The sequence below is a fragment of the Nocardioides sp. P5_E3 genome (assembly GCF_054049275.1).
In genome coordinates this window covers 50,074-62,141 of sequence record NZ_JBFUMR010000023.1, presented here as the reverse complement: position 1 = coordinate 62,141, position 12,068 = coordinate 50,074, and the positions used below count along the sequence as shown (strand labels likewise).

Sequence of the window (12,068 nt, the reverse complement as noted above, 5' to 3'; positions counted from 1 at the left end):
GGTGGGGTGCGGGGGTGTCCGGCAGGCTACTGGCCGGTGCCGGGCTCCGCATACTCAGGTCGCGAGGGGTCGCGGACGCTCGTGATGTCGACCGCCTCGAGCTCCTCGATCTCGACCGATGCTCCGTCGTAGGTCTCCAGGGTCTCGACGGGCCCGGTCGAGAAGGTGAGCGCGGTCTTCAGCACGTGCGGGTCGCCGATCACCTCGAGGACGTAGGGCGGCTCGAGGAGCTGGCCGTCGAGCTCGATGCCGCCCACGGCGTTGTCGAACGAGCTGTCCGCGCCGACCCGGATCGAGTCGTTGAACTCCATCGCCTCGGCGCCGGCCGTACGGAGCTCCTGCACGGTGTCGAGCAGCGACCCGACGTTGACCCGGCTGGACGACTCGTTGATGGTCATCCGCAGGCCGGGGCCGGTGACGGGCACCAGGCCCGCGATGATGTTGAGGGTCCGGACCCGTTGCTCGGCCTCGTCGAGGGCCGCGGACCGCGCCCGGCTCTCGTTGGTCAGCTCGTCTCGCCGCGACTCCAGCCGGCCGACCTCGCGCCGGGCTCGTTCGGCCGTGCCGGTCAGGCCGTCGAGCACCTCGATCAGCTCGCTCTCACGCAGCCCGGAGTAGGTGTCGTTGGCCTTGGTGTCGCGCACCTGCACGACGAAGGCGAAGCCGAGGATGGCGAGCAGCACCGCGACGACCACCTGGCGCCGCGACGGCCGGATGAGCGCGTGGCGCAGGCGCTCGCGGCCGGGCTCGGGCTCGGGGTCGGTGCGGTGCGCGGGGGCGTGGTGTGCCTCGTGCGCGGCCTCGTGCTCGCCCTCGTGACCGGGCTGGGGATCGGATTCGTGGTCAGGCATGGGAATCAGGCGTGGAAGACGTGCCTGCGGATCGCGGCGACGTTGGAGAAGATGCGGATGCCGAGCACGACGACGACGCCCGTGCTGAGCTGGGACCCGACGCCGAGCTGGTCGCCGAGGTAGACGATCGCCGCCGCGACGACGACGTTGCTCACGAAGGAGACGACGAACACCTTGTCGTCGAAGATGCCGTCGAGGTAGGCGCGCAGCGCACCGAAGACGGCGTCGAGGGCGGCCACCACCGCGATCGGCAGGTAGTTCTGCAGGCTGAGCGGCACGTCGGGGGCGAAGGCCAGCCCGGCGATGATGCCCAGGAGCAGGCCAAGTGCGGCGATCACGGCGAGCTCCCCTCCTGTGCTGGTCCGCCGTAGGGTTCGGCGTCGAGCTCGATCACATCACGAAGGACACGTTCGGGCGCAGCCGGCAAGCGGATGTCGTCGACATTCTGGGCCTCGTACACAAACCCGAAGTTGTTGACGCGGCCGAACCACTGCTGGCCCTGGTAGGTCTCCACGAGTCGGGCCTGCAGCGTCCGCGGGTCACCGATCGCCGAGACCGTGTAGGGCGCGTTGACGGGGCGCCCGTTGACGTGGACGGCCCGGTTGGTGTTGCGGATGCCGCCCAGCGCGTTGACCCGCTGGTCGTTGATCGCCACGGCCTCGGCGCCCGCCTCGAACAACCCGTCGACCAGGGTGGCGAGGTCCTCGTCCAGCACCTCCCCGTCCACCTCGTCGCCGGGACGGTTGTCGACCGTGATCCGCACGCCCGGGCCGTGCACGGCCGAGAACCCGGTGGTGAGCTCGGCACGGCGCACCCGGGTCTCGGCGTCGCCGAGCTCCGTCTGGGTCCTCGTGCTGTTGCTGGCGACCGAGGCGTTGAAGCGGGTCAGCCGTGCGACGTCGGCCTGCAGGGCACGGACGTCGTCGCTGCGGGTGTCGATCTGCTGGACGAGCGCGGCCCGGCTGAGCTCGTTGGCGGGCGCCTCCCGGTCGGTCTGCACGGCGACGACCGCCGCCATCACGCCGAGCGCCGCGATGGCCAGGAAGCTCGACCAGTGCGGCCGCACAGCACGCGGTCGTGCGTCGCCCGCGAAGGCCCGCTTCTGGGCCACGTGGGCGTAGTCCTCGTCCATGGACCGGGCGGTGATCAACGTCAGCAGCGGGGTGGTGACGTGCTCGGGGAGCCGGCGACCGGCATCGGGCTCGTCCGACGCCGTCGGCGTGCCCGTCCTGGTGTCAGCCATGGTCGGTCGCCGGCGACGTACGACGTGGGGTGTCGCGCACCAGGGTGCGCACCTGCCAGGCGTAGAGGACCCCCGCCCACCAGTAGAGCCCGATCCCCCACCACGCGAAGGCCCACCCGAAGTTGCGGGCGAGCGTGGCGACGATGCCGTCGCCCTCGCCGAGGAGCAGCAGAGGGAAGGCGTAGAGCAGGTTGAAGGTCGCGGCCTTGCCGAGGAAGTGCACCGGGAGGGCCGAGAAGCCGCGGGTGCGCAGGATCGGGACGAGACCCCACAGCAGCAGGTCGCGCAGCGGCAGGGCGATGGCGACCCACCACGGGATGATGTCGCGCAGGTAGAGGCCGAGGACCACGGCCAGGATGTAGAGCCGGTCGGCCACCGGGTCGAGGATCTCCCCCAGCTTGGAGTACTGGTCGAGCCGTCGCGCGAGCCACCCGTCGAGGAAGTCCGTGAAACCGGCGACCATCAGCACCACGAGGGCGATCGCGTCGGCCTCCGGTCCGAGCACCAACCACAGGAAGAGGGGCACGCCGGCAAGCCGCACCACACTGATGATGTTGGGCACGGTCCAGACGCGAGAGGCTTCCTCGGACACGGTCAGACCCTATCCAGCACTCAGTACGCCTCGACGCCGGACACGTCGTGGTGCGCAGCGTCGCGGATCTCGCCGACGAGCTCCTCGAGCACGTCCTCGAGCGTGACCAGCCCGATCACGCTCCCGTCGCGCTCCACGACCCGCGCCATGTGGGCCCCCTTGACCTGGAGGCTCTCCAGCGCGTCGTGGAGGAGGTCGCCGGGGTGCACCGAGGCGAAGGGACGGATCCACTTGTCCTCGATCACGCGCGAGCGCTTGTCGTCGTCGGACTCGAGCGCGTCCTTGATGTGGAGGTAGCCCAGCAGGGTGCCGTCGTCGCCGGCGACCGGGAAGCGGCTGAAGCCGGTGGCCGCGCACACCGCCTCGACGTCGGCGACCGTGGAGCCGGGCGCCACGGTGGCCAGGGTGGCGGGAGCCATGACGATCGAGGCGACCGACTTCTCGGTGAAGCCGAGCGCGCCGGCGAGCCGGTCGTACTCGTCGGCCTCGATGAGGCCCTCGCCGCGCGACTCCTCGACGAGGGCGGCGACCTCCTCCCGGGTGAAGCTCGAGTGCACCTCGTCCTTGGGCTCGATGCGCAGGAGGCGGAGCACCCCGTTGGCGGCCATGTTCATGGCGCCGATCAGCGGGCGCAGCACGGTGACGATCACCATCATGGGCGGGCTGAGGACCATGGCCGCCCGGTCGGCGCCGGCGAGCGCGATGTTCTTCGGCACCATCTCGCCGAGGACGACGTGCAGGTAGACCACGACCGACATCGCGACCACGAACGACACCGGGTGCAGCAGGTCGTCGGGCATCCGGGCGGCGTGGAACACCGGCTCCAGGAGGTGGGCGACCGCGGGCTCGCCGATGGCACCGAGCCCCAGCGAGCAGACGGTGATGCCGAGCTGGGCGCCGGCCATCACGAGCGAGACGTTCTCCATGGCCCGCAGGGTGGTGCGGGCGGCGCGGGAGCCCTCCTGCGCCTTCGGCTCGATCTGGCTGCGCCGCGCGGCGAGCAGGGCGAACTCGGCGCCCACGAAGAAGGCGTTGAAGGCGAGCAGGACGACAGCCAGGCCGACGCCGAAGAGGTCACTGTTCACGGTCGACCTCCCCCACCAGGACGAGGTCGAGACGGTCGATGCGCAGGCCGTCCATCCGCTGCACGGTCAGGGTCACGAGGCGCTCGCGCACCTCGTTGGGGTCGCTGCGGTCGGGCACCGGCAGCTCGACGCGGTCGCCCGGCTCCGGGATCTTGCCCAGCTCGCGCATGACGAGGCCGGCGACGGTGTCGTAGTCGTCGTGGTCGGGCAGCTCGATGTCGGTGACGTCCTCCACCTCGTCGGGCCGCAGGAGGCCCGAGAGGGTCCACGTCCCGTCGCGGCGCTGGCGGATGCGCGCGCCGAGTCGGTCGTGCTCGTCGGAGATGTCGCCGACGATCTCCTCGACGACGTCCTCGAGCGTCACGATGCCCGCGTGGCCGCCGTACTCGTCGAGCACGATGGCCATCTGGAACCCGTCCTGGCGCAGCAGCGCCATCAGCGGGTCGAGCCGGAGGCTGTCGGGCACGACGACGGGCCTGACCATGACGTGCTTGATGCGGGTCGTGGCCCGCTCGTGCACGGGCACCGCGACCGCGTGCTTGACGTGCACCGTGCCGACGACGGTGTCCTCGGCGTCGAGGACGGGAAAGCGGGAGTGGCCGGTCTGGCGCGCGAGGTCGATGACGGCGGAGACCCGGTCGCCGTCCTCGACGGTGGTGGTCCGCACGCGGGGCGTCATGATCTCCCCGGCCGTGCGGGTGCCGAACTCGACCGAACGCTCGACGAGCTCGGCGGTGTCGGCGTCGAGGGTGCCCTGGACGGCCGACCGCTGCACGAGCGAGGCGAGCTCCTGCGAGCTCCGGGCGGAGCGGAGCTCCTCCTGCGGCTCGATGCCGAGGCGGCGGACGATCGCGTTGGCCGACCCGTTGAGCGCCCGGATGGGGCCGCGCGTGAGGGCGGTGAAGCCGCGCATGAAGCCCTGGGTGCTGCGGGCGGTCTGGAGCGGCCGGGCGATGGCGATGTTCTTGGGCACCATCTCGCCGAAGATCATCGTCACCACGGTGCCGAGGACCAGGCCGAGTGCGAGCGCCAGCGGCGTGACCACGCTGTCGGGGACGCCGGCCGACGCCAACGGGTCGTCGATGAGGTCGGCGATCGCCGGCTCGGCGAGGAAACCGATGGCCAGGTTGGTCACGGTGATGCCGACCTGGGCGCCGGAGAGCTGCGTCGACAGCGAGCGGAGCGCCAGCTGGACGCCACGGGCGCCCTCGTCACCGGAGGCCGCGGCGCGCTCGACGCTGGGCCGGTCGACGGTGACCAGGGAGAACTCGGCGGCGACGAACAGGCCGCAGGCGGCCACGAGGGCCAACGACACGAGCAGGAGCAGGAGGGGGGTCACGACGCGCACCAGGCGATCAGTGCGGTCGTGCGGGGACTTTGACTCTCGTCCATGGCGCTGCTGCGGGTTCCTTCGTCTCGTGCTGTCGAGGTCGTTGCCGGGCCGTGGATGCCTCGCCCGGGCGCCCACAGGGTAGCGGTCGGGACCATTGTCGCCCCAGTCGTCGTGTCGCTTTGGGGAGGCGGGTGGCAGCGCCCTAGTGTTGCGCCGGTACAGGGGCGAGCGACAAGGACCCTCAGGGTCTCGGCGAGGGGCATGATGCGAGCGTGGGCACAGTCGATCACGGCTGCCCTGCTCGTCGTACTCGTCGCCACCCTCGCCACGGTCACCGCGACCAGCGACACCGGTGACGCCGGCAGCCCCGGCTCGGTGCGGATGGTGCAGGGCACCCAGTCCCCCACTGCCGAGGCCGACGGGCCGACCCGTCCCAACCTGGTCTTCGTGCTCACCGACGACATGCGCGACGACGACCTCGACCACATGCCGATCACCCGGCGCCTGCTGGCCGACCAGGGCATGGAGTTCACCGACGCGATCTCGCCGCACCCGCTGTGCTGCCCGGCGCGCGCACAGCTCGCCACCGGCCAGTACGCCCAGAACAACGGCGTCCAGCACAACCGGGGCGTGCACGGCGGGTTCCAGGCGCTCGACCCGACCCAGGAGGCCAGCACCTGGTTCCGGACCAACGGCTACCGCACCGGCTTCGTCGGCAAGTTCCTCAACGGCTACGGCCCACGCGACGTCCGCCCCGACGGCTGGACGCGCTGGGACGCGCTCACCCGGGGGGTCTACGACTACGTCGACTTCTCGATGACCGGCGACGGGGACCCCCGCCGCTACACCGACAGCTACATCACCTCGGTGATCGAGGACCACACCAACGAGGCCGTGCGCGACTTCGCCCGCAGCGGCGACCCGTTCGTCGTCTACGCGTGGCACCTCGCTCCGCACTACCGGATCAGCCCCGAGGGCGGTCGCGGCCTGCCCCCCGCGGAGCCGCAGGACGAGCACCTGTTCCTCGACGAGCGCCCGTCGGCCTTCGACGACCCGGCCTTCAACGAGGAGGACGTGTCCGACCAGCCCGCCTACCTGCGCCGGCGCACCCCGGTCTCGCGCGACGAGGTCTCCGCCGAGAACACCGCCCGGCTGCAGACGCTGCAGTCCGTGGACCGTGCGGTCGGGTCCCTGGTCGAGACGTTGGACGACGAGGGCGTGCTCGACGACACCTACATCGTCTTCACCTCCGACAACGGCTACTCCCTCGGCGAGCACCGCTTCGTCGGCAAGGACGTGCTCACCGACGAGGCGCTGCAGGTCCCGCTCCTGGTGCGGGGCCCGGACGTGGTCGCCGGCGCCACGTCGCAGCTGCCGGTGACGCTGGTCGACCTGCCCGTCACCTTCGCGGCGCTGACCGGGGTCACCCCGCAGTGGCAGGTGGACGGCACGTCCCTGGCCCCGACGTTGCGCGGCGAGGACCAGGCGTTCCGCGACACGACCCTCATCCAGACCGGCCGCACCCTCGGCGACGGCTGGTCGCACCGCGGGGTGCGCACCGAGCGCTACCTCTACGGCACCGACGGCGTCGACACCTTCCTCTACGACCACCTCCTCGACCCCGACGAGATGGTCAACCTCGTCGACGACCCGGCCTACGCGGGAGTCCGGTCCACCCTGGAGCTGCGCCGTCGCGAGCTGGTCGACTGCGCGGGCTGGACCTGCAACCAGCAGTTCGGCCCCGTCCCCGAGCCAGTGACGACCGCGGCGCGCGAGCCGTCGTCGTGACGCCGTGAGCGAGGCCCTGCACCCCGTCCTGTCCCAGGTTCTGCCGGTCGCGGTCTTCCTGCTCGCGATCACGGTGACCGCCGAGGTCGCGCAGCTGGCCGGCGTCTTCGACGTGGCCGCCCACGCCCTCGCCCGCCGTGCCCGCCACCGGGTGGTGCTGCTGTGGCTGACGTTCGCCTCGCTGGCCGTGGTCTGCACGATCGTGCTGAGCCTCGACACCACCGCCGTGCTGCTCACGCCCGTCGGCCTCGCGATCGCGAGCCAGACCGGCGTAGCGCCACTCCCCTTCGCGCTCACGACGCTCTGGATCGCCAACACCGGCTCGCTGCTGCTGCCGGTGTCCAACCTGACCAACCTCCTGGCCGTGCACCGGTTCGAGGACCTCGGCGCGGGCCACGGCGACTACGTGCGCACGGCAGCTGCCCCGGCCCTCACCGCCGTGGTGGTCACGCTCGTCCTGATCGCCGTCCTGCAGCGGCGCGCGCTGCGCGGGACCTACGCCGTCGAACCGCCGGCCGAGCCGCACGACCGCGTCCTGCTCGTCGTCGCCTCCGTCGTGTGCCTCGCCATCGGACCGCTGTTCGCCGTCGGGGTCGAGCCGGCCGTCGTGGCCGTGGGATCAGCACTCGTCCTGCTGGCGGCCCTGCTGTGGCGCGCGCCCGGCCTGCTGCACGACGTGCGCCCGCCCTGGCTGATGGCCGGCGGCTTCGTGGTCGTCGCCGGCCTGCTCCGCCTCGCCCAGGGCGAGGGCCTCCTCGACTGGCTCGCGCCGGCCGTCGGCACCGGCTTGCGGACGATCGACCTGCTGCACCTGTCGGCGGCCTCGGCGGTCGGCGCCAACCTGGTCAACAACCTCCCCGCCTACCTGCTCGTCGAGCCGGCGGCGGCCGACGACGTACGCCGCCTCATGGCGACGCTGGTCGGCGTGAACGCCGGTGCGCTGGTCACGCCCTGGGCCTCGCTCGCCACGCTCCTGTGGCTGCAGCGCTGCCGATCGGCCGGGCTGCGGATCCCGCTCCTGAAGCTCGCGGGGTGGGGGGCGATCTGCGCCGCGGCCTGTGTGACGGCTGCGACCATCGCCATCCGCTGATGCCCGCCCGACCCCGCAACGCAGCAGCGGCGCGGCCCCGGAGGGCCACGCCGCTGTTCTGCGCGTTTTCGAGCCGTCCCACTGCCTCTGGGGGGATCCGTGCCTCGGCGGGAGGTCGGGGCACGGGTGAGCAGTGAGGGGCCCGGCGGAACGCGGCCGCCTACTTCAACAGCGCCGATGCCGTCCCGGGTGTTACGGGTTCGTCGGACAATTTCCCGTGCTGGTTCGGACCGCTCGAGCGACCCTCAGTCGGCCTCCCAGTAGGGGCCCTTGCGGTAGGGGTCCCGCTCGATCGTCGTGACCGGCCGGCGGACGGTCCTCCAGACCGTGCGAGGGGTGCCGTCCTCGTCGAGGACCGTCCGGGCGACGCGGAAGTTGACGTACGTCGTGGTGTAGGCGTTGCGTGAGTTCCGCTTGTTCCGCCACTGGTAGTTGAAGTTCGCGACGTACTTCCGCGTCAGCTTCTTGCCGCGGATCGTCATCCAGAGCTCGTCGTTGCCGGGGCTCAGGCTCGCCCAGTTGGCGGAGCCCGTGACGACCATGTCCGTGTCGGGGTTGCCGTTGTAGTTGCCCTGGATCGCGACGTACTTCTGGTGGCTGTAGTAGCTCAGGATCAGGTCGGGCTTGCCGTCCTTGTTGAGGTCGTAGTCGTCGTCGGGGTTGTAGTCGAGCCCGGTCGAGCGGAGCGGGATCCGCCCGCGCGGCGTCGGAGCGCCGACGACGCGCTTGGTGTGGTAGCCGATCAGGCCGTACATCACGCGCACCTTGCACCCCTCGATCCATTTCTGCCGGATCGCCGCGGCCAGGTAGTCGCCGCGCCTGCCCCGCATGGTGTGCATCGACACCGCGATGCGGCTCCGCTTCTGCCCGCCCGCGCCGTCAGGGGTCAGGCACTGGACCTTGCCGAGAAGGTCGAGGACGAGGTCGTTCCTCGGGCCCGACGGCTTGGGCCAGGCCCACACCGTGTGCTTGTCGACCGAGTCGTCGCACGCGACGCCGTTGGCGGGCGTGCCGCAGAAGAACTGCGGTGGTTGACGGGTGTCGTGGTCCTTGCGCATGTCGTTGAACAGCCGGACGAACTGGCGGAACAGCTCGTGGTCCCCGGAGGTGAAGTAGAGGTCGTTCCACTGGTGGATGTCGGCGTTGAGCATCATGTTGGCCGACCCCACGGCGATGACGTCCTTGGACCTGCCGGCCTGCGAGAACGAGTAGAACTTCGTGTGCATGTTGTTGTACTGGTTCTGCTTGCTCCGGCACCCGGCCGCGCACCGGTAGATGAAGCTCGAGCGATAGCGCTTGGCTCCGATCTCCTTGCGGATCGCTCGCATCGCCTTGGTGTACTGGTGGTCGTTGAGGATCATCTGCACCTTCACTCCGCGACGGTGCGCAGCGATGAGCGCCTTCGCGACCGGCATCCGGTCGAACGAGTAGACCGCGATCCGGATCGTCGAACCCCGCGGTGTGTGCTTGATCGTGTCGATGACCCTCCGCTCGATGCGGAACCAGCCCTTCTTGCGGCGTGGATCGTTGAAGAACGGGCCCTGCGGTGCCTTCCACCGCTTGCGAGCGGACGGCGCCGCCTTCGCGGCCGCCATGGCCGGGGCGACCGTCGGAGCCACCCCCCCGACCGGGGCCGCCGCTGCGGGAACCGCGGCCAGTGGGGCGCCCAGGACCAGGCACAGGGTGAACAGGACCAACAACCTCGGCACGAACTCGCCTTCCCGACCGCCACCGTCGGTGGCGTCGTCACGCTCGGGCCCCGACGCGCGGATCCGCTGTCACGGGCGCGGGCAGGGCATGTCGACCGGACCCGCGGCGTGCGCTGGTCCGGTCCCGTCCATGGGGTGACGACGCCCGGGCCGACAAAGTTGTCGGCTCCGGGTGTCTGGTTGGCGAGACGAGGCTCACATCCCGGCGGCGGTCAGATGCATAGACATGGAGTGGTCGGCCCAGACGGCGTCGAAGTGCGCGACGTAGGCGTCGTGGATGGCTGCCCGCGGGATCAGCACGACGAGCTCGTCGTTGAGCAGCGACACGTCGGACCAGTTCTCCGAGCCGGTCCACACCGCCCGGGTGGCCGATCCGTCCCAGGTGCCGTCGACCGACATCCACTTCTCGTGGACGAAGTGCTCCCACCCGGAGGTCTCGAACCCCGTCGCCACGTTGTCGTCGACGTCCAGCGAGGCGCTCCGGACGCGGACGCCGGCCGCGAGCAGGATCTCGACGACGTCCGGTCCCGCGGCGCTGACCAGGGCCTGGACCCGGCACCCCTGGGCACGCAGTCCCGCGACCCGCCGGGCCAGGTCCGCGCCACGGGCGCCGCGCCAGCCGTACATGCTGATGCGGAGCACGGTCCGCCCGGCGACGCCGCTCCCGGGGAGCGCCCGGCAGTCCACCCGCGCCAAGCGCTGGGCGACGGGGTCGTCGTCTGCGTCCGCGGGCCGTCCGGACGAGATGCTCGTCGTCACGTCGCCGTGGGTGACGTCGACCGCCGGCGCCTCGACCAGGCGGTCCGCCGCCAGCTCGGCGAAGACCCCGCTGTAGTCGTCGTACAGCTGCGGGCTCCCGGTGAAGGTCACCAGGTCGTTCCAGTGCACACCCGCGGCGTAGCCGGTGAGGTTGGCCGATCCCAGCATCACGACGTCGGACGCGTCGTCCGCCTCATCGCCTCCTCCGGAGAACAGGTAGACCTTCATGTGCTGGTTGCCGCGGTCGCCGAGCCGGCAGCTGGCGTGGCACACCTTGACGAAGCTGGGCTCCGCGCCCGTCCGGCCCGACGCGTCGCAGGCGCCGAGGCTCGCGTCCGGGGCCGTGCCCAGCAGCCGCTGCAGGCGCCGGACGGGTGGAGAGACGAAGTTGTCGTTCAGGACGACCTGGACGGTGACCTGGCGGCGGGTGCACGCCTGGCGGAGCGCGTCGGCGATGTCGGGACGGTCGAAGCTGTAGGCCGCCATGCGGATCGTGCCGCGGTCCGGCGTGGCGTCGATGGCTTCCAGCACGTGGTCGGCGATCCGGTCCTGGGCGGCCACGCCTCCGGTCGGGTCGTTGAACAGCACGCTTGCCGCGGGGGCCAGGACGACCTCGGCAGCCGCGGCGGCCGACAGGCGTGCGCCGTCCGCGTGCTGCGCCGAGCCTGCCGTCGCTCCCCCGAACGCTGCGCCGAGCACCGGGGTGGCGACCGCTGCCGCGACGCCGAGGACCACCGTTCCCACCAGCAGATTGGTTCGCATCCCGACCACCCGATCCCGTTGACGGGGGCTTCCTGCCCCGTGGATCGACAGTCCCGCCGCGGACGTTCCCCGGGCACGGGCCTACGGTCTCGCCTGCCGCGGGACGGTTCGGACGCACCCGGGTGGGCAGTCTCGGTCGACGACCCCCGTCGGCCGCGCGCCGTCCCGGCGTCCTGGGATCCCGGTGCGGACCGGGACTCCCGGCTCAGGACGTCGGGAACGACGGCGGGCCCGGGCACGCGCCCCTCGTCGTGATCACGCGGGGCCGGTCGGGCCCGCGGGTTCAGTCGGCGTACGCGGGGTCGTGCGTCCCGACCTTGCGAGCGGCGGCCAGGTGTCCGCCGAGGTAGCCACCGACGGTGGCGACCGCCGCGCCCGTCAGCGATCGGCGTACGCCCGCAGCGTGGTCGCCGCGTCGGCGGGCGAGCCAGGACGACGCGAAGATCCCGATGGCCACGGCGTTGGTCGCCGCGTGCACGACCCCGACCCGCTTGTCGCGATCGGCCGCGCTCGCCCACTCGGCCCAGCCGGTCCAGGCCGTGGGGCCGACGGCCAGCAGGCTGACGCCGATCAGGCGCTGCGCGGCGGTCCGCGAGTCGCGACCGCCGACCAGGTCGAGGATGGTCGCAGAGGTCCAGGTCCCGAGGACGACGTCGGTCAGCACCGGGTGGACGGCGTGCCCCAGCCAGTCGCCGCGCAGGACCTCGCCCCGCCTCCCGGTCGCGAACGCGGCGTCGACGAGTGGCTCGAGCGCGCGCACGGCGCCGTCGAGCGCTGCGGTGTCCTCGAGGTTGCGGGTCCAGCGCACCAGCCGCGGCGTGTCCATGGCTCCAGCCTCGCCCGACGGGGTCCACGG

11 protein-coding genes are annotated in these 12,068 nt (G+C 71.7%); 2 read left to right on the top strand and 9 right to left on the bottom strand.

Translation table 11 applies throughout. The features are described from left to right. Positions 1 to 26: 26 nt before the first annotated feature. Genes ACXJKB_RS15430 through ACXJKB_RS15405 form a run of 6 tightly spaced genes read right to left on the bottom strand, consistent with a single transcriptional unit; the run spans position 27 to position 5,110 of the window. Positions 27 to 851 carry a DUF881 domain-containing protein gene (locus ACXJKB_RS15430; RefSeq protein WP_457189845.1) on the bottom strand — a complete coding sequence of 275 codons (825 nt, stop codon included), beginning with the start codon at positions 849 to 851 and terminating at the stop codon, positions 27 to 29. 5 nt (positions 852 to 856) lie between these two features. After that, complete coding sequence (locus ACXJKB_RS15425; protein WP_254182985.1) at positions 857 to 1,189, bottom strand: small basic family protein; 333 nt, start codon at positions 1,187 to 1,189, stop codon at positions 857 to 859. Beyond that, positions 1,186 to 2,094 (bottom strand): DUF881 domain-containing protein, encoded by a 909-nt coding sequence (locus ACXJKB_RS15420; RefSeq protein ID WP_457189843.1) that lies wholly within the window; start codon positions 2,092 to 2,094, stop codon positions 1,186 to 1,188. Before ACXJKB_RS15420 ends, ACXJKB_RS15425 begins: the two co-directional genes overlap by 4 nt. Next, entirely contained in the window at positions 2,087 to 2,692 is a 606-nt protein-coding gene (locus ACXJKB_RS15415) for a CDP-alcohol phosphatidyltransferase family protein (protein WP_457189880.1), read from the bottom strand. Before ACXJKB_RS15415 ends, ACXJKB_RS15420 begins: the two co-directional genes overlap by 8 nt. Before the next feature lie 14 nt (positions 2,693 to 2,706). Further along, positions 2,707 to 3,771 (bottom strand): hemolysin family protein, encoded by a 1,065-nt coding sequence (locus ACXJKB_RS15410; protein ID WP_457189841.1) that lies wholly within the window; start codon positions 3,769 to 3,771, stop codon positions 2,707 to 2,709. Then, positions 3,761 to 5,110 (bottom strand): hemolysin family protein, encoded by a 1,350-nt coding sequence (locus ACXJKB_RS15405; protein ID WP_457189839.1) that lies wholly within the window; start codon positions 5,108 to 5,110, stop codon positions 3,761 to 3,763. Before ACXJKB_RS15405 ends, ACXJKB_RS15410 begins: the two co-directional genes overlap by 11 nt. A 258-nt stretch (positions 5,111 to 5,368) precedes the next feature. Between ACXJKB_RS15405 and ACXJKB_RS15400 the strand changes: the two genes are divergently transcribed. Then, positions 5,369 to 6,892: a sulfatase-like hydrolase/transferase gene (locus tag ACXJKB_RS15400; protein WP_457189837.1), complete on the top strand. Its 1,524-nt coding sequence runs from the start codon at positions 5,369 to 5,371 to the stop codon at positions 6,890 to 6,892. A gap of 4 nt (positions 6,893 to 6,896) precedes the next feature. Then, a complete protein-coding gene (locus ACXJKB_RS15395; protein ID WP_457189835.1) occupies positions 6,897 to 7,982 on the top strand; it encodes an SLC13 family permease in 1,086 nt (361 codons plus the stop codon). A gap of 245 nt (positions 7,983 to 8,227) precedes the next feature. Here the strand turns inward: ACXJKB_RS15395 and ACXJKB_RS15390 are convergent, their stop codons facing one another. The 3 genes from ACXJKB_RS15390 to ACXJKB_RS15380 all read right to left on the bottom strand — a co-directional run bounded on the left by ACXJKB_RS15390 (position 8,228) and on the right by ACXJKB_RS15380 (position 12,038). Further along, positions 8,228 to 9,691 (bottom strand): phospholipase D-like domain-containing protein, encoded by a 1,464-nt coding sequence (locus ACXJKB_RS15390; protein ID WP_457189833.1) that lies wholly within the window; start codon positions 9,689 to 9,691, stop codon positions 8,228 to 8,230. A 195-nt stretch (positions 9,692 to 9,886) separates the two neighbouring features. Then, a complete protein-coding gene (locus ACXJKB_RS15385; RefSeq protein ID WP_457189831.1) occupies positions 9,887 to 11,212 on the bottom strand; it encodes a phospholipase D-like domain-containing protein in 1,326 nt (441 codons plus the stop codon). A 283-nt stretch (positions 11,213 to 11,495) separates the two neighbouring features. After that, on the bottom strand, positions 11,496 to 12,038 hold the full coding sequence (locus tag ACXJKB_RS15380) for a DUF2231 domain-containing protein (RefSeq protein ID WP_457189829.1): 543 nt from the start codon (positions 12,036 to 12,038) through the stop codon (positions 11,496 to 11,498). Between the last annotated feature and the right edge of the window lie 30 nt (positions 12,039 to 12,068).